We start from the raw sequence: 25,161 nt of genomic DNA, 5'->3' as shown, positions 1-25,161 counted from the left end.
CTTGATTAATCTCTTATTACACAAGTTGGTTTCTAGATAGTGGAGAGGCATTTTTATCTTTTACAGACAATATAGGTTCATTCATTATTGGCCATTTAATACCAAGTTCAACGTCATTCCATAAAATTGAATGCTCTGCTTTAGGATTATAAAAATCAGTACATTTATATACGAATTCAGCTTCATTGCTTGTAACATAGAAGCCATGAGCAAAGCCTTCGGGTACCCATAGCTGGCGCTTGTTTTCTGCTGATAGATATACACCCACCCACTGACCAAATGTCTTAGAGTTTTTGCGAATGTCCACCGCGACATCATACACTTCTCCGGCAACCACACGAACAAGTTTTCCTTGAGTATTTTCTGTTTGGTAATGTAGGCCTCGAAGAATTCCTTTCTTTGACTTGGAGTGATTGTCTTGTACAAAGGTAGTCGGCTTTCCTGTGACATGCTCTTCAAACTTTTGTTGATTCCACGTCTCCATAAAAAATCCGCGCTCATCTCCAAATACTGTCGGCTCTATAATTTTCACATCAGGGATTTCGGTATCAATAACTTTCATATTTAACCCATGTAGTGTTTCAAATTTTTTAGAGCCAACGGCCAATTACTTGGGACTATTCCGAACTGGATATTAATTTTCCCGCTATTCAGTTTGGAGTTTACCGGACGTTTTGCTGGCGTTGGATAGACTGCAGTCGTTATTGGGTTTATTGCCATAACTTTCTTTAACACATCCTGTTCTTTCGCTTCAATAAAAATGGTATTAGCGAAGTCATACCAGCTCACATGCGGCATACCAGAATAATGGTAAATACCAAATTCTACGTTTTTCTCTTTGACAATAGCCGCTGAGATTTGAAGTAGTGCATCGGCAATATCACCCGCATACGTTGGGCCGCCAAACTGATCGGCAACAATGCTTAATGCGTCTCGACTCTCAGCTAAACGCAGCATAGATTTTACAAAGTTCCCCCCGTGCTCACTAAATACCCAGGCCGTTCTAATAATGATATGACGATGACACGCCTCGGCAACAGCGATTTCACCCGCCAGTTTACTTTTACCGTAAACACTTTGCGGCACAGTTTCGTCATTTTCTACATATTCGCCATCTTTGTCGCCAGCAAAGACATAGTCCGTAGATATATGTAGTATTGTTGCACCAATTCTAGCTGCTGCTTTAGCCAAGTTTTCTGGGCCATCTCTGTTGATAGCATATGAAAGCTCAACTTCTTCTTCAGCGCGGTCGACAGCCGTGTGCGCTGCAGCATTGATTATCACGTTAGGCTGGAAAGACGTTACAATTTTATCAACAGAAATCGAATCAGTGATGTCAAGTTCGTTTCTATTTAGTGCAATAAACTCTGTACCAATCGTATTGTTCAATTTTTCAACTAAACAACGTCCGACTTGTCCAGAGCTTCCTGTTAATAGTATTTTCATAACTTATTTCCGTCCTCAGCAATTATGCGAATGAGGTATTGACCGTATTCATTTTTTAACATTGGTCTAGCTAGATTTACAATTTCTTCTGTAGAGAGCCATCCGTTTCGCCAAGCAATTTCTTCAAGGCATGCCACTTTCAAGCCTTGAACATTCTCTATTGTTTGAACAAAAGAAGATGCTTCATGAAGGCTTTCATGAGTTCCAGTGTCTAACCATGCGAAACCACGTCCCAACAACTCAACATTCAGTGAACCATTGTTTAAGTACATTTCGTTCAGTGTTGTTATCTCTAACTCACCACGCTCGGATGGTCGGACATCTTTTGCAAAATCAACAACACGATTGTCATAGAAATACAGGCCTGTTATCGCATAATTTGATTTTGGCTTTATTGGTTTTTCATCGATAGAAATCGCACGCATTTGGTCATCAAATTCGACGACTCCGAAACGCTCTGGATCTTTTACCTGATAGCCAAACACTGTGGCTTTACTAGTTGCAGCAAGCTCTCGCGCATTTTTCAACTGCCTACCAAAAGATTGACCGTAGAATATGTTATCACCTAAAACCAGGCACACATTGTCATCACCAATAAAGTCTTCGCCTATGATAAATGCTTGAGCTAACCCGTCAGGACTCGGCTGTACGGCATATTCTAGATTGATACCAAAGTCTGTGCCGTCACCCAGTAAACGCTTGAAGCTCTCGTTGTCTTCAGGAGTGGTAATAATTAGGATATCGCGAATTCCCGCTAACATTAAGGTCGATAGCGGGTAATAAATCATAGGTTTGTCGTATACGGGTAGTAGCTGCTTTGAAACACCGCGAGTTATGGGGTAAAGACGAGTTCCTGAACCACCAGCAAGGATAATACCTTTCATAAATAATTAGTTCCGACGTTTAAATTTGAGGGGCTGAAGACAGCAAAATAAGAAGACTCAATTAATTTGAACCCAAACGTTCGCGAGAGTAAGAGCCATCAAGTACACGAGCCCACCACTCTTGATTTATAAGATACCACTCGACAGTTTTACGAATACCTGATTCAAAGGTTTCCTCTGGTTTCCAACCTAAATCACGTTCAATTTTGGAAGCATCAATCGCGTAGCGGACATCATGCCCCGGGCGATCTTTTACATAAGTAATAAGTTCTTTGTACTCAGTGACCCCCGTCGGCTTATTGGGAACCAACTCCTCAAGGAGCGAGCAAATCGTTTTCACTACCTCAATGTTGGCTTTTTCATTGTGGCCGCCAATGTTGTAAGTTTCGCCAACAACGCCTTCAGTCACTACTTTGTAAAGCGCACGTGCATGATCTTCAACAAACAACCAATCACGAATTTGCATGCCGTCACCGTATACTGGTAAAGCTTTCCCTTCCAACGCGTTTAAAATCATCAACGGAATGAGTTTTTCTGGGAAATGATATGGCCCATAGTTATTCGAGCAGTTCGTCACTAACGTTGGTAAACCATATGTACGCTGCCACGCACGAACCAAGTGGTCGCTAGATGCTTTTGATGCAGAATATGGACTAGACGGTTCGTAGGATGTTTCTTCGGTAAAAAGGTCGTTAGTTCCTTCTAGATCACCATATACTTCATCAGTGGAGATGTGATGAAAACGAAACGATGCTTTTTTATCGTCATTCTGAGCATTCCAATATTGACGAGCAGCCTCCAATAGTGTGTAAGTGCCGATAATATTGGTTTCTATAAATGCTGCAGGGCCATCGATTGAGCGATCAACGTGAGACTCCGCCGCTAAATGCATTACCGCATCAGGTTGATAGATAGCAAAAATATCGTCCATCGCACTGCGATTACAAATATCAGCCTCAATAAATGCATAACGCTCATTGCATTCAAAGTCAGCAATGGACTCTAAATTCCCAGCATAAGTTAGTTTGTCTACATTAATAACACTGTCTTTCGTATTCTTTATAATGTGACGTACAACGGCTGAGCCAATAAAGCCCGCACCACCAGTTAATAGAATCTTCAAAATTGACTCTCTTTTTATGTAGTCGGATAAATTTCGGGGCTATAACTCCGAGGTAAAACTCAGAGCTATTCGGTAAGAAAAATACGAATTTTATATGGATATATTGGGATAAGTATCTTTATTTGTGCACTTAACATGCCACTAAGTGATATTTTTGACATGTTAGAATATACCATTAACTATTTAGCTTTATTTATAGCTGTAGTTGTAATACCCATAATTACCACCATATGCATTGCTTGCTTTTCGCTCAACGGCATTTAAGATAAATCCCTTCACTTCTACGCCAGCTTTTTCGAAACGCTCTCGTGACACTTCAATTTCTTTGATCGGATTGACGCCGAATCTCCCAACCATCAAAGTGGTCCCTGCAAGTGCACCTATAATTGCAGGGTCTGTCACTGCCATCACAGGCGGCGTATCTACAATCACCAGATCATAATTATTCGATGCCCAATCAATAAATTCTTTACAACGCGAGTGCATCAGAAGCTCTGATGGATTGGGTGGTACACTACCGCGTGTCAACATATCTAGGTTCACAACGCCGGAATGTTTAACAGCATCTGCAAACTCTGCCTTACCTGATAGCACATCACTTAAACCGTTTTCCCAATTAATCCCAAAATATTTTTGCAAGTAACCTTTACGCATATCTGCATCAATCACTAATACTCTCTGCCCGGCTTTCGCCATCACTGCAGCAAGGTTAGCAGACACAAAAGATTTACCGATATTTGGGCTAGGACCGGATATCATCAATACATTGTTCTTTGCTTCCATCATTGCAAAATGCAAGCTGGTACGAAGTCCACGAAGAGCTTCAATAGAGAGATCTGCCGAGTTTAATTCCGCTAAAAGTCCCTCATTTGAAGACTGTACTTTCTGCCGTTTATACAGCTTCTCTAAGCCAGATTGTTGTTCTGAAAGCGGGATACTTGCGTAAACCGATAACCCTATTGCTTCAAGTTCAGCAGGGTTCTCAACACCTTTATGAAGTGCAGCTCGTAATAACGCGATGCCAACACCCAACATCCCCCCAAGAATCGTAGCGAGAATAAAAATTAAGGACTTTTTCGGTTTTATCGGCGCGCTAAACACTTGAGCGGAATCAAGTATGCGTACGTTCCCCACCGTACTTGCTTTAACGATCTTTAGCTCTTGTACTTTGTTAAGTAGTTCAACATAAAGTTGCTGTTTAACTTCTACATCTCTTGTATAGCGTAGTACTTCGCGTTGCGTCTTCGGTAAAGCTTGAGTTTGTTTATTTAGTCTGGCTTTTTGCTCAAGTATTGCTTTACGTTTCTCAATAAGTGCTGAATAAAGAGGGTGTTCTTTGGTAAACCTGGTGGCTAAATCCCTCTCTTCAATAGCTAGTTGGTTTAAAGTGGCTTCCACTTTTACCGCAGCATCTAAGTTCGCTTTCGCCTCAAGACTTAAGTCAACCGATTCGTTTTTTAATCGGAAGGCATTCAACGTGTTTTCTGCGTCAGTTAATTCTTGTTTTACTTTAGGTAGGTTACTTTCAAGGAACGTTAGGCTTTTCTGTGCTTCTGCTGAGTTTCTGTCAACATTCTGAAGAAAGTAATTGGTTGCAATATCATCAAGCAGCTTTCCAATAAACTGTTTGTTTTCTCCGGTAAAAGAAAGCTGAAGCACTCCCGTTTTTTTACCGCGCTCACTCACCGTCAAATGTTTTTGAATCCACTGAATGGCATCAAATCGACTTCTTTTACTGATTGTAAATGAGGTGCCGTTTTTGGCATCTACTTTAAGTATCCGGAGACTAAAGCCGTTACTTTCAGCGAGTTCACCAACAACGCCTGTTAATACAGTCTGATCACGGCTGTTTAACAAGCGGTATTTGCCAGCTTCAGTATCATCAATGGTCAATACAAAAGAGGAATCATCCACATCTTTAGGTATGGTGAAGCGAGCAACATCAATAGTTGGCTGAGCATGGTTTAATCTTGCTATGCCCTTTCCAACAAATGGCAGGTAAACAGGCTCTATCACTGTGGTAAGCGCAAACTTATCGACGGTTTTGCCCAACACCATACGTGATTTAAGAATCTCTATTTCAGTCGACGATGATGACTCGCTACTGAATAGCTCTCCCATTTCACCAAGTGCTGGCATGCCATTACTTTTTTCTTCAACTTGCAACAGGGCATCTGCCTTGTAGATGGGTGCACTCAGTACCGCATATGCCACACCAATAGCTGCGAACAAAAATATAATGCTGATTATCATCCAACGGCTGTCAATTAATATGCCGAATAAGCGACCTAAATCTACTTCATCTGATGCTGTCTGCGTTGTATTCGTTGTTGTCATACGCTTCTTCGTTTCGCTCTCAAGTGCCACGTTTTGGGCAGATTAAAATTTGTTTTAATTAAAGTTAAAAGTAGGTAACCAATTTCAGCTTTATAACTTGGGCGACCCCTTTGTGAGCTGACTTTTCAATTAGGTTCTCAAAATGCTGATGAACTTCTTCGCTTTTTTGGTGGGCCAAAGATACCGGCTTCATCCAGCCAATGACTGAACAACGTAATTTAGCTTCGGGCTTCTGGCGCAATATCGTAAACTGCATCAATATGTCCTTTTTCCATCACCAGAATCAGCTCGAAGTCCTGGTACATTGACCCCGTGAGTTGCGGATTAATGATCTGCTCTGAGCTAAGTTCGTGTACTAGGACAGCTTGTCATGCAAATTGGCCAGCAAGCTTACTTCTGTCAGTAGCAATTCCCGCTGATACTATTAATTTACTGGGAGCAGACGATTTGGCAGGTGCTCCACTGTTCGGAAGTAGCAAATATTCCTAATACATACCTAGCGAGTACTGTTAAACATATATCTATCCTTTTTCGTCGTCTGCATCATTGCCCTTAGAAGTCGAGAAAAACCGTGCTTTCTTCCAAATGCACTATTAATTTGGCCAATTGCGTACTCTTCTCACTCCGTTAGTAAGCGTATCAAAACCGCTAATAGTGGGTAGCAGCTGCCTAATGACACGATTCCAGCGAGAGATTGGGGCTGCGGTAACATAAACTATGTCTTTAGGTTCAAGTTCAAACTCAGTACCAACTACTAGAGCTGTCGCATCTTTTATATCCAGTTGGTATAGATCGGCGATATAGTGATTATCACTGTCTAAAGTCTTCTTACTATTCATCGCGTCAACTTCTCTACCGCGAATAACGAAGATGCCTGTTGCATCCGCCTCAAGCTCATTAATTCCACCAACACTACTCAATGCTGCTGTCAGCGACATACCATTTCTGGTTATATTTAAAAGTTTTGGATTTTGAACCTCGCCAAACACGTAAACATTTTGGTTGTCATTGCTGTCGACATTAATAATGTCGCCAGCTTGCAGCAGACGGTTTTCCTGCATATCTCCTCGCTGCATCAGCGCATACAGCGAAGTGGTTTCTTTGACGCCGTCTCGAACAATGGTTACCTTTTTCCAGTTGGCATTCTCCGACAATCCACCAGCCATGTTTACCGCATCTAGAAGCGTCATGGGGATGTTAGTGATAGGCTGTTGGCCGGGTTGGGCAACCTCACCTGTGATATGTACTTTCTGAGAACGAAATGCCGCCACGTTCACATCAACTTGTGGCTTTTCAACATACTTTGCTAATCGCTTGGCAATAATGGCACGTATCTCTGATACGGTTTTGTGTAGTACATCGACACGGCCGATATAGGGGTAGAAAATAGTACCATCAGCATCAACCCAAAGTCCTGAGTCACTCGGACTTCTAAATTGTCCTGCAGGCGTCGTCAATTCAGGGTGATCCCATACGATCACGTTAAGTACATCACCAGCGCCCACACGGTATTCATAAGAAGCGATCTGAGACTGAAGCGATGGATTGGCCCGAGACTGCGGTAATGGTGATTTAAATTCTGAAACACTTTCTACTGTCAGGGGATGGACCATAACCATCGTTGAAATATCATTAGATGCATCGTTGGATTCAATCGTCTTTGCATCGAGCTCTATATGACTTCCTACCATGGAACAACCTGATAGAGCCCCCAAGGCCAAAACCATAATAAAGAATTTGGATTTTATATTCATAAACGCTCTACACTACCTGAAACTCGTTCTTTAATCGTTGACTCTGAAGTCAAAAACAAAATGAAGAGATTAAATCAATATTATTGTCAATTAGTCTAAAATTTAAGTCTAACTAATTAGGCACAGAATTAACCAGAACTCCGCTCCTGAAAAATTGGTACGCTACCGCCCTTAGGTGTAGGCCCCAAATCCTTATCATTAAATATCTTGTTGTTTTTCGTATAAACAGCTTGATTTTAGCTAGTAAATAGAGTTTGCAGATACTCATTCTGCAAACAGAGTTTCAATGTTCACTAGACCTAAATTCGATGTGTGTCTTTTCGTTTTACTAAATCAACCAACAGCGGAGACCGTACTGTCTAGAAACACAAACTTAATTTTCACCAAACATTATCATATTTATATGACAATCACGCACCAAAGCAGCTTGTCGATTGTGACACAGCTTAAAGTTTAAGAAAACTGGTAGCGTTAATTATTCCGTGTCAAGGAAAATTTGTGTAGAAGTTCATTTATCTCTGGACGCATTTTGCCCTCGACACTCAAAAAGTTCATCACGAAAAGCAAATTCAAATTACATCTAAGGCTGCTAAATACACGGCCTATGTTCCCAAACCGAGCCAATATACATCTTACTATCACTAACGGCATTTAAGCTTACGACGAAAAACCAATCGGCCTGATCAAAAAACAGATAACTCATGACCGTTCAAAAATCTTCAACCGCCCTACATTCAAAGTATTCCCACCTTGAATGAGCTTAATTTCACCATCATCACATAGCGTAAGCCTTGCTTTTGGATTAGGCTCGTTAACGTAATACTCGCAACGCGCATCAGAAGCACCATCAATTCTACTATAAATTACGACATGTCTCTGGTTAGCAAAACCTCTATCGACAAATGTGAGGTATTCAGCTGTTAGTGATACATTCACATATTCACTCGTCCCGCTAGACCACTCAATAACACCGTTATGGGTTTCCATCAAATTTGTCATTGGTGATGTGCAAGCCTGGGACATCAAGACAGCTATAAGTAGTATTGCTGGAAACACTTTAGAGGATAGAGAATTAATCATTTCGATACTCCAGGTATACATTTGGGCTATGCCTATGTAACGATCTTGTAGAGACAAACTATATAGGCCGCATTATTCTCTTCAATGCTGAAAGAATAAAATCAAATAGTTTTGGAATCACTGATAACATTTGAATTAAAAAATGTAATTGTTACTTGATTGCAGTTTACTCTGCTCAATCTTGCAGATAGCATATGCTTTGTTGTGGAGTAAGCCAAGTCTTGAGTGAAATGGAGAGAACAATGAAAAAATTATCAATAGCTTTATTAGCAACGGCATTTATGTCGTCTTCAGTACTTGCTGCAGGTGAAACAGCTGGAGCTGCAGGTTCTTCTGTAGGTGCTGGTTCGACTGCAGGCGCGGCTGCTGGCGCTGGTGCTGCAGGTGGTGCAGCTATCGGTGGAGTGAGTGTTGCTGCTGTTGGTTTTGGCGTGGTTGCAGCAGCAGCAGTAGTTGCAGCAGTTGATGCCGCTGGTGATACAGGTACAACCGGTACAACTGGCACCAACTAATCGCTTCTTTATTGCTAGAGCTGGTTGATTACTTCAGCTCTAGTAATTGCTCCATCACACCTTACTTTACTGAAAGAGTCTTGGTCGAGACTACATGAATTTACCTATCAGTACCATCCGGTCACTTATTCGGACAAAGCACATATTTTATGTACTTTTAATGATGTCTGCAGGATGCAGTCAGACTACTTCACTGCTTGGCCGTACTGTTTCTGATGCGTGGGATAATAGTAATGATGTCTTTGTGTCTCAAGCTGATGTCGATGCCCTTCCCTATGCCAGCATGTACGCAAAAGTCGGCGATGGCGCACGAGCTTTCGTAGTTTTGGCATTTGCCGATAAAATTACACATCGCACACAAAATGGCTTAGTAAGTAAAACAGAATTAAGTTGGTTGTCTGCCGACAAAAAGATGCTGGTCACCGAATCAGGAAGGTTAACTCGCACTCATGGGCTTCGCGAGGGCGAGTTACTCAATGTTAATACGGCGAGTAAAGACCCAATATCAGATGGTCTTTTACTCAAAACAACGCCAAATCACTGGACACGGTACTTAGATTGGCAGCCAGGTAATCACTTCGCAGTGAGAGTAGATTCTACTTTCGAAAATAGAGGTAGTACACTGATTTCAGTGAACGATAAGCCCGTCAATACTATCCATATTGTTGAGCATGTAAGAGTAAAATCACTTGACCTACAATATTCTAATGATTTCTGGTTATCCCCCGACTCTGGCGATGTACTTGCAAGTCGTCAACATCTTGCCCCAGGTCTTCCTGAGATCAAAATGACTATCCTGAAACCTTTCGGATAGTATAAATAAGGTATCATTGAGATGTTAATTGCAAATAATTGTCGTTGCAAAACACGAGATTTGATAGGCGTTTTTAAGTCTTTGTTTTATTGCTTTTTTTTTATTCTATTTATATATTCCATACAAGTAAATGCCACTTCAATAAACATTGTGCATTCATTTTCTGTGGAGAAAAGTAAAATCGAAAGCGATCAAAATATTACACTCAGATATTTACTACCTCCTCGCTTTGCTCGGGTCGTGACAGATGGGAAAGCGCAGCTAGACATTCAAATAAAAGCTGATAAAAGTAAAGAGCAATCGTTTAATGGCGTATTTTGGTCAGCTGCGGGTCTTTTTGACTCAAGCAAGACGGGGGCAATTTTATCAGACAAACAAGTATTGGTTACCTTACTAAATCGCTTAGCAAATTCACAAACTGATTTAGACGGTTTCAATGTGTTTTCTAGCGACATTGAACAACTCAATCGCTCCGTATTTGCGTCTCGTATCTGGTTAGATGTGAACTACGATGCGGCAAGGATCGGCCCTCCCAATAACCCCTTGTTAGATGGTAATTTTTTACTTTATCTTCCACCGAGACCTCAGTACATATCTGTTTTTGGTGCAACTACAGGTGATAATGACATACGGTGGCAGCCCGGTATTCGTTTGAGTGATATCATTAACACAGCTAAACCTCACACAAAACTTGCTGACAGAAGCTATGCCACTGTGATCTCCCCCAATGGACAACAGAAAAAAGTTGGCATTGCTTACTGGAACAAGCAAGAGCTATTTTTAGCCCCGGGAAGTGCAGTCTATTTCAATTACAGAAACATTTCAGAGAATGCTGAGCATTTAAATTCTACCTTCCTCACATTGCTCTCCAACAGGGTTCCTCTTTAATGAAATCTTACCAAAAATCGCTGTCTCAACTTATAACCCTCTGTCTCGTATCACTTCCTGCATTGGCAGTATCTGCAGATCATCGATATTTCGAGCCCTCACAGACAGATTTTGGTGGTGTTGGTTTAATGCAAATGCCCACAGGTCGCGTTGCAAGAGATGGGGAGTTTTCTTTTGGTTTATCATTTAACGCAGATTACGAGCACTATCATGCCTCGATACAATTGTTAGATCGCTTGGAAGCGACCCTGCGATACACTCTTTTGCCGAATCGAAATTATGGTTCTGGTAGCTTCGGTGGCGATACTAAATACACAGACAAAGGCATAGATTTTAAATTTAAACTTTTTGATGAAAGCTTTTGGGTCCCAGAAACCTCGGTTGGGGTTAGAGATCTTGGAGGAACTGGTTTATTCGATGGTGAGTACATTGCTGCAACAAAACGAGTAGGACCGATTGATATTACAGCAGGTATCGCATGGGGCTATATGGGTAATATGGCAAATCTGCGCGGAAGTCAGACCTCATCGAACAAAGAGTGTGGTCGTGTATCTGAATATGGCGGTAAAGGCGGAGAATTCGATATAAAACGTTGGTTTACTGGCTGTGCATCAGTGTATGGCGGATTAGAATATCAGACACCGTGGCGACCACTTGCACTAAAAGCGGAATACGATGCGAATGACTATACTGGCGATTTCGCGCCTCTGGAGCAACCACCAAAGAGCCATATAAACATTGGTGCGTTGTATGCGCTCGGAGATTGGGGGCGTCTTAGAGCAAGCTTCGAGCGTGGAAATATCTGGACGCTCGGTTTTACGCTACGAACCAACTTCAATTCGCTACAACAGGAGTGGTTGAACAACCCAGCACCGGTATATTCTCCAAACACTTCTCGAGATTGGTCTGAGATTGCACGTTCTCTGTCAAAAAATGCTGGGTATTCAGACGTCTCGATATACCGCGATAAACAGGATATTTTGATATACGGCAAGCAAACTCATTATCGTAATGCTGGAAGCGGCTATGAACGAGCAGCTACGATAATAGAAAATGCAGTGACAGGCGCCAGTTCATTTCGGATTATTGACCAGTCAAAGGGATTGTCACTTACAGAGACCATTATTGATGCGGATAAGCATAAGAAATACGCTAACCAGGAGCAAATTGGTCTGACATTTGATGAAACAGTATCTGCAGTCCAACCACCCAATCCCAAAAACTCTCCCGAGACTGAGGTATTAGCCTCTAATTACGAGCCTTTTAGCTATGATTTCGCGCCGACGTTGGCCCAATCACTTGGTAGCGCGGAAGACTTTTATCTATTTAGCGTAGGTATTGCTGGAAACGTCTTATACAGATTCAATCAAAATACAGAGCTTAGTGCTCAAGTTCACCTTAACCTTTACAATAACTACGATAAGTTCAGTCATACCGTTGCACCCGGAGACTCCACCCAACTTAAACGGGTGAGGACATTGGTAAGAAATTACTTATCAGATCAACCCGTGAGACTGAATAACTTGCAACTTACTCAGTTTGACCAACTCGGAGACAGTGTCTTTGGGCAGTTCTACGCTGGCTACCTCGAGAGCATGTTTGCAGGTGTCGGTGCAGAAGTACTTTTTCGACAACACAATAGTAACTGGGCGTTGGGTCTCAACGCCAACTATGTGAAGCAACGCGATCCCGCATCACAATTTGGATTTTTCGATACTGAAACCTACTATGATATGCGTGATAAACGTAACTATAGAACTCAAACTGGAACTGTCACTGGCCATGGTACGTTTTACTACCGCCCCCAGTGGACTTGGATTGAAGATCTAGAATTGAAGCTTAGTGCTGGAAAATACTTAGCAGAAGATAAAGGCTTTACGATTAATATATCTCGACAATTCAAAAGCGGTGTAAAAGTGGGAGCATTTGCCACCAAAACAAATCTATCAGCGGAAGAGTTTGGTGAGGGTAGTTTCAATAAAGGATTTTACATTTCGATTCCGCTAGATACTTTAATGACTCATCCCACTGTAAATCGCTCAGTTATCAGTTGGATACCACTCACACGTGATGGTGGTCAGATGTTAAATACTAAATATAATCTGTATGACCTGACTAATCAAAGATATCAAAAAAGTGAATATTCGTTAGCCGACTAAGTAAATAAGGAAAGGCTCTTGCCTTTCCTCAATTTATGATATTTTTTATGACACTTTCTATTCGAAAGATGGCTAAATAAAGTACGAATAAAATTAAGAAAAGTGAAAAGGATACAGAATCAGAAACATTATTTACATCGAGCAATATTCCAACTATTGCCATAATCGATGAAAGCAGCGTCACAAAGAAAAGAACCTGTAAATTACTCAAGCCCTGTTTTAATAATATGTGATGAATGTGATCTTTACTGGCAGAGAACGGCAGTTTTTTATTTACGCAGCGTCCTGTAATAACCGCTGCCATATCCATTAGAGGAACAGCTATTAACCAAAGAGCTGTGGTTGCGTTGAATGCCTTTAGCTCATTTCCCGAGCCCTCGACCAACATCCATACAATCAAAAAGCCAAGGAACATACTGCCCGAATCACCCATGAATATGCGGCGTACTGCACCAAATGCTCCGATATTGAATAAAAAACATGGTACTAAAGCCATAAACACGATCAAACAGATTTGCGTGTGCTCAATATTTTCTTGTTGCTGAAAAAGATAAGCTAGACTTAGAAGGGTAACAGAGCTGACAGCACTCAAAAGACCGTCGATACCATCTATCATATTGAATGCATTGACGCAGCCCAAGACAGCGCAAACAGTAACGAAGATGGATGTGATCCCCAAGTGCACCGGCCCCGTGCCGAATAAGTCGCCAAGTGAGTTCAGACCAATACCAGATAACATCATGATGATAGCAAGGCCTGTCACCCCTATTAATCTAATGCGGTAATCAAGATCAAGTCTGTCATCTGCAACTCCAAGCATTGAAACTACAGCTAGACAAAGAAGTAAAATCAGGTGTTTTTCGTAAATGTTTGGGAATACTGCGGCTGTTATCAACACTGACATAATCACAAGTATTCCACCAACCTGAGGTGTCGGATACATATGATCTTTACGACCATCTGGTACGTCTAACAGGCCATATTCGTCAGCAAAACGCTTTAGAGGCAGAAAGGTGAGTGCGAGAAAAGTCAAAAAAAGTGAAAATAGTGCGGCCATTTTTCGTCCTTATCACTCGGTCTGCTGCAATATTGTCCGTTAGTAAAATACGTACAATTCGCATAAGATAGCGCACTCTCCGCGATTAAAATGTTTAACATTTAAGACACAGCGTAATTGAATGTAAATATTGTTTCCGAGTTAAAAATAACTACCACATTTATATCGGAATGGTATTAAAATACCCTACATATATAAGGAAACTCAAAAATATCAACCTCTATTAAATATATTTATCCAAAGTAAGTTAACGTGAAAATAAATAGTCAGGTTTGATTAGCTATTACTTTTCTACAATTGTATTTATATCTTAAATACAAACGAATTTTTTTGTAAATAGTGTACGCTTCTCTGGATGGAGCTCGATACCATGCCGTTTTTTGTAACTTTTTTTCTTGTATGGTTGTTATCTCGTCTCCGTGATGTACTACCAAAGTAGGTGCCATCTGAAAAGAATCAACATTATGAATATAATTGGCTCCTACAAAGCAGTCAACCGGGAAATACCAGCGATGTTTGATAAGTTGTGATGCCGCTTTTGGGGAAATGGCATATGCTCTTAAACCGCCATAATTATCGTGCATCAATCGAAAACTAAACTCGTTTTCACGATGGACAACCAGTGAACTTCCACCCGGCTCTATACTTTCCAAACGCAAAAAACCGTACCTATCTACGTTATTAAGTGCCTTTTTTATAATCTCGTTGGCATCTTTGTGTAGGTGAATATCATCCTCGCAAACTATCAATGGCCTTTGCTCGGAAACACATTTTAACCAAAGCGAATAATGGCTCGCATAACAACCAACTTCTCCAGGCATTGGTTTCTTACCACTGGTAAGCCATAGCCTCCGGACCATATCATAGTCAGATGCCAACTCAGGGAACGACTCTCTTCCATCGATAGCATCAAAGAACCGAAAAGCTGTGTTAGTTTTTTCAAATTGTTGCTTTATTAATCTTCTACGCGAATCACTAGATTTGAGACTAATTACATACACGCTAGCTAAATCTGACACGATTTTAAGAAACCTATTTTTACAAAAATTTTGAATAAGATAAGGCGAACCAATATCTGACTTCCGTAATGCATCGCTGCAGGTTTGATGTTAACATTTACGAAGTTTACGATCTATATACAGCATAAAAAGCCAGCGTATGACCTACAAAAATATTATCAAAGAAATTGAAAAAGTATTTTTACTGTCCCCAATTTTAGTTTTTATGACGACTGCGTTTACCGTACCTGATGCCAAATCGTTGATTTCACGCCTTGTTCCCATAGTTGTTATCTACTGTCTATTGAAATATCGTGGCGAGATAAAAAAAAATGTAGCTAATAAAAACCTTAGGTTATTTTTTATAGTATCAGCTGTATTTGTAATTTATGGGGCTACGCTTTCGTTTTTTCGAGGAGAAGAATTTGGTCCATACAGAACAATACTGACGAGTGTAATCTACCTTGCTGCCATACCATGGCAGAAATTCCAGTCTCGCCATCTATTTTTAGCATGCGTTTTGGGAGGAATATCATCTGGTACTTATGCACTGTATGCCACCCAAGTCTTAGAGCAGCAACGAGCAGGTGAGGTGGTAAACCCTATCCCTTTTGCTTTATTTTGTCTTATCTGCTCTATATTTTTAATTAATACAATAATTACAAAAAAACAAAAATGGTCTTACCAAGCTCTTTATATTATCGGATTAATTTTCTCGTTAATAGCAATTGTACTATCTGGCGTAAGGGGAATTTGGATCGCAACACCATTGACGTTTATAATATTTTTCATATTCCAAGAATCGTTATCAAAAAAATTTAGAGTTAACATGGTAGTTTTATTCTGTGTTTTTACATTTTGTTTTTTTTATATATTCCAAGAATCGATTAATAAAAGAATCAGCATATCAGTTTATGAATATAATGAAATAATGAATGGTAATTTAAATACGTCAATTGGCTACCGTTTAGGTATGTGGTCCATTGGCCTAAAATGGATTAAAGAGTCACCAATTATAGGCATTGGCACAAATTCCATTATTCCGAGAGCCCAAAATGCCGATATTAGTGATGGCGTGAGGTATTTTTTGAGAGCTCATTTTCATAATCAGTTTATTGACACCACAGTTAGAAATGGCATATTGGGATTATTCGTCTTTTTATTCTGGTTTATTTCATTACCATATTTACTAATAAAACTATTGCAAACCAATCAGAAAACTTTTGTCTTTTCAGCTTTAACTGCGATACTCATCGCCTCTTTAACTGATGTTCCTTTCCACCATACACACATTATGTATGCTTATACCTTATTATTTGGAGCACTACTGTGTATTACAGTGAGAGAGCGATAGACCACCTGTTTTAATTACAAGCTCATCAGTCAAAAAAAAAGCTCGCATTACCAATGCGAGCTTTTTTACAGTAAAAGTTATATTTAGCAAATATTACTTGTCTTTGTAATATAAATAGAACTCAGTTTTATCGGTAAAGAACCGCTTACGTGTTCCATTCAAAATACTACCAGTAATGGAGAGCCCAGAATGTTTAAATCTATCGATAACTAATCTAACCTGCTCGATAGTGGTCTTCTCTTCGCGGCAAACTAGAATGCGCTGGTCACACGCAGCACCAATTACTAGTGACTCCGCTGCAGCGAGCACCGCTGGTGTATCTAAGATCACAACATCGTAGTTTTCCGACGCCCACTGCATTAGACCAAACCATTCTTGACAATAAAAAAGTGGAACAGGATTCTCTACTACACCGCCTGCGTCAATTAAACTAAAGGCCTCTGGAGTTAAATCGACCACAGAGGAAGCAGACTTCTCCAATTCCAGTATTTGCTTCAAGCCATGAACCGATGAGTTAGTGGGCTTTCTCAGGTCTGTATTGATGAGTAAAACACGTTGCTGTGATTCGGTAACTGCGGCTGCTAATTTTCTGGCGATGTATGATTTCCCATCACCTGGGCATGCTCCTGCAACCATAACAATACTAGCTTTTTCCTGACCTTTTACATTAAGCATTGGTACCAATGCTCTTAGCGCTTCCATAGTAATATCAGAAGCTGATTTTCCTTTATTGATTTTTTCTAATGGGACACTAACTAATAGTGGAATCCCAGTTGTCCGCAATTCCTCAGTTGAGTGTATACCACGTTTAAATGCAGCATTCACCAAAACAAAACCGATTGATACCATTAAACCCAACAATCCTGACAGTGTAAGAATTAATGTTTTTTTCGGTTTTGCTGCCTTATTAGATACAGATGGGAGCGATACGACATCTATCGGTAACTTGAAAGTTTGTTCGCTAATAAGATAACTTTCAAGTAATGCCTTGAGTTCGTTTAATTTTCTTTTTTCTAAAATTACTTTCTCTTCATCTAGGTCCCTGATTAATTTAGTATCTTGGAGCCGTAGATGGAGGGCATCAATTTTTTTCTTTGTTATATCTATTTTTCGTACCAAATTATCCATAGCTGTCTGCAGCACATGTTGAGTATACTTTTCAACTATGATGTTTGTCATTGAAAGTGCTGTCTGGGGAGTGTCACTCGAATATTTAACGTCAATAATATTCGTTCTTCTTCCAGCCTCAGACACTGAAAGATTTGACAGTACATCTTCTATGGCCTTTTGCTTGGCAATCTTAGATATTAGGAATTCGTCGCCAACCGCATTACGACCTGCTTCTATCAGTACTGAAATGCCTTTGTAGTCAATATTTTGCCCGAAAAACCCCTTCAATGTCTCACCATCTGGCAACGTTATATTATAAGTGTTTGAGTTTAAAACTTCGAGTTTAAACTCTTTACCTAACCATAGTTTGGCCACATCAAACTTAGCAACGTTTAATTTGGTTTCTTTTCCAATAACTCGTTGAAGTCCTCTACCAATAATGGGAACTAGCTTAGGTTCAACAATTGTAGTGAGATCCATTGCATCAACAACCGGACCGATTACCACTGTTGATTTTAATAGTTCTTTTTCGGCAGGAGCATCCAATGAAATATTGCCATTACCAACCAATTTTAGCGTTGCCGAGGACTCGTAAACAGGTTGAGCAATCAAAAACGCGTAAAACGCACCGAGGATTATGAAAGAGGCTGTTGTGGCAGCAACAACGACCGCTTTATCTAGCAAGATACCAAACAATTTGGCTAAATCAATTTCATCCTCTCTTACCATTGTATGAGAGGTGATATGAGGTGAAGATGGTGTTGACATGAATTACCTTTATGGCTAAGCAAAGACTACAGTTGCTTGGTTTCGCTTTTCATAGACGTTATCAGAATGAGGGATGACTCGTAATGGGAAGAACTAAAAGCTCCACTCACTGTCACAGTTTTTTTGTGCTGTCGTAGATATCAGACATTAAAATGCATCTCTAAATAGCTATTATCTCTTTATTTTCTACTGACAATGTAACCTTTTTATTAAGCATTGACAGTAGGAGAATAGAGCGGTTATCGCCATCCTTCTCCTTAAAAATTGCTTTGATACCAGAATAAGGACCATTACTGAGGGTAACCCTATCTCCCTCAACAAAACGCTGCATAAAATACGCTCTTGACTCATCCGAATCTTCATTAATCATTAATGATTTGACGATTTCTATATCAACAACACTTGGCACACTACCGTTTCGGACAAATTGCATCACACCGCGGGTTGAACGTATAGTGGTGTAGCTGATTTGTTCAGGATCGAAGGAAATAAATAGATAGTTAGGGAACAGTGGCTCCAATGTTGAAGATGGCTTTCCTCTTTTCAATTTTTCCACTGTAACTTGAGGATAGTAGCAATCTACTCCTTGTCGCTTCAGGTGGACCTCAGCCCTTTGCATCTCATTGCGCTTACAATAAAGTAAATACCAGTTGTGCAAAACACATGCCCCCACTAGACCAATCCCACAAATTGAGCGAGATATAGGCTTAAAAATAACAGGCGCAAGTATATTCTTACATGCATTCGGCAGCAAGCCTGACGAAAGAAAATCGACATTTCAATCAGTGTACAATTAAATAATCATATGTTTTTTCGACTAACTTGTTGATCTGAAATTTAATAGGAAACTGACGCAGTCTTTTAATCAAGAGTTTAAACGCTCAATTTCCACGCTGAAACTGCTCAGTCCTATCTGGCTCAGTGATAACCTTGCTTTCCCTTGCTCCAGCTTAAGAACATTAAAAGAGGAGTCACATGCATCGATGCCCAGCATATGTGCATTACGAAGAGAATGAACCTCTCCTTCTGCGTCTGCCTGAACATCTAGACCAACTGATAGCAACTCAAGCTCGCTTTCTGGTGCATTTAGGATGCCGAATAAGGCATTGATTGGCGAGGCATAAGAGGATTTTTTTATTGCTGTTTCTATTTGCTGAATGAGTTTAATCAATGAACGCTCTGTAGCCTGATTAGAGCGAAGATATTCATTAAAAAAAGCACGAATCATCAGCGTTGTCGCTGGACCGTTTTCTTCTGCTGAAGCTGAATCAACAATATAAAACGCAAGCTTACCATCAATGAGCCAAGTGTAATCAAGCACGATTGGACTGGCATCCGTCGATTGCAGAGAGTGATAAGAAAGTTGCCAATCACCTTGTTTAGATGTCTGCTCGGGTAGCAAACCAATCAATAAGTCTCTCGCTATAACCGGGTTATCCAAAAGCTCGTCCAAGTGCCACTTTAGCTCCTCATTGAGAGGTCTTTCATCGTCATGATTCACTCTGAACCATTGTTGGCTGAAATCGTTGTTCGCATTTGCAGCCAATTTATCATCGCCGAGAACAGATAAAATTGATGACTTGACGGTCATCACGTCTTCTATCGGTTTTATCAGAAAATCTTTTACACCAAAACGGAGAGCTTGAGCGACATCAGACATACCACCAGTGCCAGAAATAACAATCACAGGAAGCATAGGGTATTCGCGGCTGACTTCTTCTACAAACTCAAGACCTGTCATTACAGGCATCGACAGATCGCTGATAAGAAGATCAGGGATAGCCTCACGTAGGGAACGCAGCCCCTCAAGGCCATTCTCTGCTATGCGAACAACACATCCCTCTTTATGAAGAAAACCTGACACCAGCCTGCTGAACACTGGATCATCCTCGACAATAAGTACTTCTCTACCTTCCAGCACCTTCACTCTCCCCTGAACTTCCTAACTGCACCTCCAGCCATGTGCGAACCACTTATCTTTCATGTATAAGGATAGTTGGCTTTCACTGACTCGGCATATTGCATGGAAAAAAAGACATTAAAAATATTATATTTTATTGTTTAATATACTATTTATTTTTTATTTGGTTTCAATTTACTTAGATGAGCATGCTTTTCAATGCAAATCATCTCTCTATTATTTTACTCTAACTTTATGAAAACAAAGAAAAGGTTTTAAGCAAAAAATAGAGAGTACTCAAATTGAGACTATCGACCATAAATTGAAACCGAGTTCAAACAAGGCAGAGAACATCATAGGTGTAAAAATTTATACCTCAGGAATACCTCCCCAAGAAGCTCATACATATCTCTTTACATCCTTAAAAGGTTAAAACCTGATAAAAAGTCAGGTTTTGGTCACAGTTTCTCTCTCAATGATCATCTGCGGAATAATAAATGTTAAAAAATAGTGAAATTTAAGTTATTTTTAAAACCGAATGTCGTGTTATTTTTAACAAAAAGTCTGTCTCTTGTGGATTTATTTCTGGCCACAGCAGAAGCAAGACACATCTAATTTCCGCGTAACCAACTGTTAATAATAAATTTTAGTCATAGTTAGAGTTATTAGATTACTCTATTGATCAAATACTGGGAGCGAGCATGATACTGGGACATTTAGTCGGGCTTTACGTGCAGCCCAAGCAAGAATGGAAAAATATCGATAGATTACACGAAGGAACATTTAACAGTCTTTTCCACGCATTGATCATGGCGTTGATTCCACCATTGTGTGCCTACTACTCAAGCGTGCATATTGGCTGGAAAATTGGAGTCGGAGACCCTATTTTTATTACCCCAGAAAGCGCCATAATGATTGCTGTTGCAATGTATTTTGCACTCATTATTGGTGTTTGTGCTCTTGCATATCTGACTCATTGGATGAGCCGCACTTTTGGGTCAGCACCGACCTATACTCAATCTCTTGAGTTGGCCGCTTATACTGCCACACCAATATTTATGGTTGGATTAGCAGCACTCTACCCTGTTGTCTGGTTCGTCATGCTTGTTGGATTAGTGGGGGTAGCGTATTCAGTCTACCTTCTTTACACCGGTGTACCAATTATCATGCACATACCAGAGGAACGAGGGTTTATTTATGCCAGCTCTGTTGTGACATGTGGTCTGGTTCTGTTGGTCTCCATTCTCGCGGCGTCTGTCATACTATGGAATTCAGGTCTAGGACCCGTGTTCGTTCAGTAAATATTCGCAAACAGAAAACGCAGCCAATGGCTGCGTTTTTTATATACCTGAGTTCGAGCTATATCCGTACTACGTTAGCTCTCGTTATGTATTTCAAGGTTTGCAAGTTCCTGCTGCTGTTCACGAACCACTTTTGCATCGTCACTACGAAGGCTTTCGAGGTAGTCGAGGTAGGTTTGGTCAATATCATCAGTGACATACTGACCGCAAAATACCGAGCTTTCAAATCTTTGTATGTCAGGGTTTCCTTCCCGCACAGCATCTTCGAGATCAGTAAGGTCCTGGAAAATAAGGCCATCTGCGCCAATAATTTTGCAGATCTCATCCACATCTCTACCGTGCGCAATGAGCTCATTAGCGCTTGGCATATCAATACCGTAAACATTCGGGAAACGTATCTCGGGAGCTGCTGAAGCCATATATACTTTCTTTGCTCCAGCTTCACGTGCCATCTCAATTATTTGCTCAGAGGTCGTGCCACGTACAATCGAGTCATCAACCAGTAAGACATTCTTACCTTTAAATTCAGAGCGAATAGCATTGAGCTTACGGCGAACCGACTTTCTTCGCTGTTGTTGACCCGGCATGATAAAAGTACGGCCAACATAACGGTTTTTCACAAAACCCTGGCGATAGGGTTTTCCCAGCACCTGAGAAATTTCTAAGGCAATGTCCATTGAGGTTTCCGGAATGGGGATAACCACATCAATATCCATATCCTCCCACTCCTGACGAATCTTAGCACCGAGCTTCTTACCCATATTCAGGCGCGCTGCATACACTGAGATTTTATCGATGAAAGAATCTGGACGGGAGAAGTAAACGAACTCGAAAATACAGGGAGACAGCTTAGGCGTTAACGCACACTGCCGAGTGAACAATTCACCGTCGAAAGTCACATAGACTGCCTCACCCGGGGCTACATCGCGGATAAAATCGAAACCGACAGCATCTAGTGCGACGGATTCAGACGCCACCATATACTCATTCTTGCCCTGCTCGTTAATTCGCTTGCCAAGACACAGCGGACGAATGCCGTTTGGATCTCTGAAGGCGATAAGACCATGACCAATAAGCATAGCCACCACAGCATAGCCACCGGATACCTGTTGATGTACAGCACTCACCGCTTTGAATATATCTTCTTCCGTAAGCGGATGCGCGGAGGCTTTGTCTATCTGGTGAGCCAGAACATTAAGAAGTACTTCGGAATCAGACGTGGTATTTAGATGGCGTTTGTCTTGTTGGAAAAGAGATTGTCTGAGGTCGTTAGCGTTGGTGAGGTTACCATTGTGAGCTAGGGTAATACCATATGGCGAGTTAACGTAAAAAGGCTGAGCCTCTGATGCACTCGAACTCCCGGCAGTTGGATACCGGGTGTGTCCGATACCCACGTGCCCTTGAAGTCTTTGCATGTGCTTGAGTTGAAAAACATCCTTTACCAGCCCATTCGCTTTCCTGAGCCGGAAACGGTTATCATCTATGGTTACGATACCGGCAGCATCCTGGCCGCGATGTTGCAACACTGTCAATGCATCATAAATCGACTGATTTACAGGCGTTTGACCAACAACTCCAACAATCCCACACATGTAAATAATTTCCTTTTTAAGCCTGAATTAGCCCTCGGTGTCATACCACCTTGGGTAAAAAGCTGGAGCTTTGCTCCAGATACGAGAAGAACCACTCAATCACAATGCCGAAACGCGGAATAAGTTGTGATTGTTTCCACTCGACGAGGTTTGGTGCTCCAGTGAAGGCGTCGAGCGCAAACAGCAAAGCGGCAACGACCAGTACCCCTCTTACACCACCAAACACTACACCGAGTAATCTGTCTGTGCCTGAAAGACCCGTTTTTTCAACCAACTGCCCAATAACAAAATTCAACAAAGCACCGATGATCAGCGTTGAAACAAAAAGAGCAGCGATTGCCAACCCATTTCTCAGCATCTCATCCTTAAACTCAGTAAAATATGCCGCGAGTTGAAGGTAAAATTTACTGGCAACAAAAAATGCGCCAAACCAGATGATGAGAGAAAGAATCTCTTTAACAAATCCCCTAACAATACTGATTAATGCCGAGAAACCAATGACGCCAAGGATAATGTAATCAATCCAATTCATATATTCTTCTTCTATTGGATTTGCGCGCATTCTAACAGAAAAAATGGCGACGCAAACGTTTTCTTAAAGGTTTAAAGGGTTAAATTTGACCAATTGGCCCTTGAGGCCAGTCAAAGACTCTAGATCTGCACGCATCCCCTGTAACTTATCTTTTGATAAATCAGGACCGACTTCGACACGGGCCAATTGCCCTACCCGAACATCTTTGGGATAGATGTGAGCCGGATAGCCTTTGTTGCGCAACTTGGTCACAAGGTTCTTTGCATTATCTATGTTTCGGAATGTTCCCAGTCTCAAGACCCATGCGGAATCTTTGAGCCCCAGATTATTCTTCTCGGCATTAGGCTTCTGAACGACAGCGGGCTTTGGTGACTGAGCAGATACCTTTTCTTCAGTGTCGCCAAGCGTAACAGTGGCAAGTCGATCATCCAGGAGGTGATCGGCATGTTTATCGATATCTTCTACCACCCCCCCGGTATCCGGTAGCTTAATTTCACTGTCTAATAGAGTTTTATCAATGGGTTCTCTGAGAGGAATAGCATCGAAGTCTTCCTGAAATTTTTCTTTCTTCCCGTCGAGTACATCAGGAAGAAAAATCACACCCAGACACACCAGCATAACAGTGCCGACCAAACGGTTTTGAAACTGAGTAGCCACAATTACTCCATTGTTGAAAGATGCGAGGTAATTTGCCCCACAGTATGGAAGGAGCCAAAGACAATAACAATATCACCATGCCACGAGAGAGATACCAATGCCTCATCATAAGCCTCAGCAGGTGAATCATATGATTTTGTCCCATCTGGGAGATACTGACAAAGTTCGGCGGCCGATGCAGCTCTCGGGCCAGACAAACTAGCAGGGCACCATACATCAACTACATGTTGCATTTCAGCCAATGTTGCCTTGATATCTTTGTCATGCAGCATAGCAACCACTGCGTGTACTTTTGCTTTAGACTTGGCTTTGAGCGTTGCCAGTTGTTTTGCAAGATATTGTGCAGAGTGAGGGTTATGAGCAACGTCCATCAACACCAGCGGTGAATCGCTGACCTGTTCCATGCGTCCTGCTAATCTGGCATTCTCTAGTCCTGCAACAATATGCTCGTCGGTAATAGATAAGTCAGACGCCCCCAACGCCATCAGTGCGGTAGCTGCATTTTGTAACGGTAGCGCAGGGATGGGTAAGTCTTTTAAATCAAACGCACCGCAATGCCAATGCCACACATCACCCTGCTGTTGGTATTCAAATTGATATCCCACCTGAAACAGCTTGGCATCAATCTCATCAGCCCTCGCAGATACGCTGGCAGGGGGTTCAGGCTGACCACAAATAGCTGGCTTGCCCGAGCGGAAAATACCCGCCTTTTCAAAACCAATGACTTCTATATCGTCCCCCAGCCAGTCAACATGGTCTATTGCTAAACTGGTTATCACCGCTACATCATGCTCACAGACATTAGTTGCATCAAGACGCCCACCCAACCCTACTTCCAGAATGACCACATCCAGTTTATGTTGGGTAAAAAGCCAAAGCGCAGCCAGTGTACCAA

Annotated in this window: 23 protein-coding genes; 6 read left to right on the top strand and 17 right to left on the bottom strand. The window is 41.3% G+C overall.

All coding sequences use genetic code 11. The features are described 5' to 3' along the window. Positions 1-16: 16 nt before the first annotated feature. The 8 genes from rfbC to A8L45_RS01595 all read right to left on the bottom strand — a co-directional run bounded on the left by rfbC (position 17) and on the right by A8L45_RS01595 (position 8,624). Positions 17-562, bottom strand: a complete 546-nt coding sequence (gene rfbC, locus A8L45_RS01630; protein WP_068898547.1) for a dTDP-4-dehydrorhamnose 3,5-epimerase — start codon at positions 560-562, stop codon at positions 17-19. Between the two features lie 2 nt (positions 563-564). Beyond that, entirely contained in the window at positions 565-1,446 is an 882-nt protein-coding gene (rfbD, locus tag A8L45_RS01625) for a dTDP-4-dehydrorhamnose reductase (protein ID WP_068898543.1), read from the bottom strand. Next, the gene (rfbA, locus tag A8L45_RS01620; RefSeq protein WP_068898542.1) at positions 1,443-2,330 is read right to left on the bottom strand and encodes a glucose-1-phosphate thymidylyltransferase RfbA; all 888 of its coding nucleotides are present in this window, start codon (positions 2,328-2,330) and stop codon (positions 1,443-1,445) included. Before rfbA ends, rfbD begins: the two co-directional genes overlap by 4 nt. 61 nt (positions 2,331-2,391) lie before the next feature. Continuing rightward, positions 2,392-3,453: a dTDP-glucose 4,6-dehydratase gene (gene rfbB, locus A8L45_RS01615; protein ID WP_068898540.1), complete on the bottom strand. Its 1,062-nt coding sequence runs from the start codon at positions 3,451-3,453 to the stop codon at positions 2,392-2,394. Positions 3,454-3,642: 189 nt separating this feature from the next. Beyond that, entirely contained in the window at positions 3,643-5,790 is a 2,148-nt protein-coding gene (locus tag A8L45_RS01610) for a polysaccharide biosynthesis tyrosine autokinase (protein ID WP_068898538.1), read from the bottom strand. A 64-nt stretch (positions 5,791-5,854) separates the two neighbouring features. Then, positions 5,855-6,046 carry a hypothetical protein gene (locus A8L45_RS01605; protein WP_068898536.1) on the bottom strand — a complete coding sequence of 64 codons (192 nt, stop codon included), beginning with the start codon at positions 6,044-6,046 and terminating at the stop codon, positions 5,855-5,857. A 337-nt stretch (positions 6,047-6,383) separates the two neighbouring features. Beyond that, on the bottom strand, positions 6,384-7,544 hold the full coding sequence (locus A8L45_RS01600) for a polysaccharide export protein (RefSeq protein WP_068898534.1): 1,161 nt from the start codon (positions 7,542-7,544) through the stop codon (positions 6,384-6,386). Positions 7,545-8,243: 699 nt separating this feature from the next. After that, on the bottom strand, positions 8,244-8,624 hold the full coding sequence (locus A8L45_RS01595) for a hypothetical protein (protein WP_083228144.1): 381 nt from the start codon (positions 8,622-8,624) through the stop codon (positions 8,244-8,246). 242 nt (positions 8,625-8,866) lie between these two features. On the opposite strand from A8L45_RS01595, the gene A8L45_RS01590 reads away from it, so the two are divergent. From A8L45_RS01590 to A8L45_RS01575, 4 genes are all read left to right on the top strand, one after another. Beyond that, positions 8,867-9,136 carry a hypothetical protein gene (locus A8L45_RS01590; protein WP_068898532.1) on the top strand — a complete coding sequence of 90 codons (270 nt, stop codon included), beginning with the start codon at positions 8,867-8,869 and terminating at the stop codon, positions 9,134-9,136. A gap of 94 nt (positions 9,137-9,230) precedes the next feature. Further along, positions 9,231-9,950: a YjbF family lipoprotein gene (locus A8L45_RS01585; protein ID WP_068898530.1), complete on the top strand. Its 720-nt coding sequence runs from the start codon at positions 9,231-9,233 to the stop codon at positions 9,948-9,950. Between the two features lie 21 nt (positions 9,951-9,971). Next, entirely contained in the window at positions 9,972-10,838 is an 867-nt protein-coding gene (locus A8L45_RS01580; protein ID WP_068898527.1) for a capsule biosynthesis GfcC family protein, read from the top strand. Then, the gene (locus tag A8L45_RS01575; protein WP_068898525.1) at positions 10,838-12,997 is read left to right on the top strand and encodes a YjbH domain-containing protein; all 2,160 of its coding nucleotides are present in this window, start codon (positions 10,838-10,840) and stop codon (positions 12,995-12,997) included. Before A8L45_RS01580 ends, A8L45_RS01575 begins: the two co-directional genes overlap by 1 nt. Before the next feature lie 28 nt (positions 12,998-13,025). Here A8L45_RS01575 and A8L45_RS01570 read toward each other — a convergent pair whose 3' ends face one another. Next, on the bottom strand, positions 13,026-14,054 hold the full coding sequence (locus tag A8L45_RS01570) for a hypothetical protein (protein WP_068898523.1): 1,029 nt from the start codon (positions 14,052-14,054) through the stop codon (positions 13,026-13,028). Positions 14,055-14,320: 266 nt separating this feature from the next. Further along, a complete protein-coding gene (locus tag A8L45_RS01565) occupies positions 14,321-15,073 on the bottom strand; it encodes a glycosyltransferase family 25 protein (protein WP_083228143.1) in 753 nt (250 codons plus the stop codon). A gap of 139 nt (positions 15,074-15,212) precedes the next feature. Here A8L45_RS01565 and A8L45_RS01560 point away from each other — a divergent pair, with 139 nt between their 5' ends. Continuing rightward, positions 15,213-16,406 (top strand): O-antigen ligase family protein, encoded by a 1,194-nt coding sequence (locus tag A8L45_RS01560; protein ID WP_068898522.1) that lies wholly within the window; start codon positions 15,213-15,215, stop codon positions 16,404-16,406. 93 nt (positions 16,407-16,499) lie between these two features. Here A8L45_RS01560 and A8L45_RS01555 read toward each other — a convergent pair whose 3' ends face one another. From A8L45_RS01555 to A8L45_RS01545, 3 genes are all read right to left on the bottom strand, one after another. Beyond that, a complete protein-coding gene (locus A8L45_RS01555) occupies positions 16,500-18,284 on the bottom strand; it encodes a Wzz/FepE/Etk N-terminal domain-containing protein (RefSeq protein WP_068898520.1) in 1,785 nt (594 codons plus the stop codon). 160 nt (positions 18,285-18,444) lie between these two features. After that, positions 18,445-18,957 carry a transcription/translation regulatory transformer protein RfaH gene (rfaH, locus tag A8L45_RS01550; RefSeq protein ID WP_349266987.1) on the bottom strand — a complete coding sequence of 171 codons (513 nt, stop codon included), beginning with the start codon at positions 18,955-18,957 and terminating at the stop codon, positions 18,445-18,447. 192 nt (positions 18,958-19,149) lie between these two features. After that, positions 19,150-20,205, bottom strand: coding sequence for a response regulator (locus A8L45_RS01545; RefSeq protein ID WP_068898518.1), 1,056 nt, complete (start codon positions 20,203-20,205; stop codon positions 19,150-19,152). A gap of 680 nt (positions 20,206-20,885) precedes the next feature. Here A8L45_RS01545 and A8L45_RS01540 point away from each other — a divergent pair. Beyond that, a complete protein-coding gene (locus A8L45_RS01540) occupies positions 20,886-21,485 on the top strand; it encodes a Yip1 family protein (RefSeq protein ID WP_068898516.1) in 600 nt (199 codons plus the stop codon). Between the two features lie 74 nt (positions 21,486-21,559). On the opposite strand, the gene purF is transcribed toward A8L45_RS01540, so the two are convergent. The 4 genes from purF to folC form a co-directional block, all read right to left on the bottom strand. Further along, positions 21,560-23,077: an amidophosphoribosyltransferase gene (gene purF / locus A8L45_RS01535; RefSeq protein WP_068898514.1), complete on the bottom strand. Its 1,518-nt coding sequence runs from the start codon at positions 23,075-23,077 to the stop codon at positions 21,560-21,562. A gap of 40 nt (positions 23,078-23,117) precedes the next feature. Next, positions 23,118-23,609: a CvpA family protein gene (locus A8L45_RS01530; protein ID WP_068898512.1), complete on the bottom strand. Its 492-nt coding sequence runs from the start codon at positions 23,607-23,609 to the stop codon at positions 23,118-23,120. 63 nt (positions 23,610-23,672) lie between these two features. Then, a complete protein-coding gene (locus A8L45_RS01525; protein ID WP_068898510.1) occupies positions 23,673-24,266 on the bottom strand; it encodes an SPOR domain-containing protein in 594 nt (197 codons plus the stop codon). A 2-nt stretch (positions 24,267-24,268) separates the two neighbouring features. Beyond that, on the bottom strand, positions 24,269-25,161 hold an 893-nt coding region (gene folC / locus A8L45_RS01520; protein WP_068898509.1), incomplete at its 5' end, for a bifunctional tetrahydrofolate synthase/dihydrofolate synthase.

The organism is Veronia pacifica, from assembly GCF_001707825.1.
Taxonomy (GTDB): domain Bacteria; phylum Pseudomonadota; class Gammaproteobacteria; order Enterobacterales; family Vibrionaceae; genus Veronia; species Veronia pacifica.
Note: the sequence above shows the minus strand (reverse complement) of the source record. Positions and strands in the feature narration are given on the sequence as shown.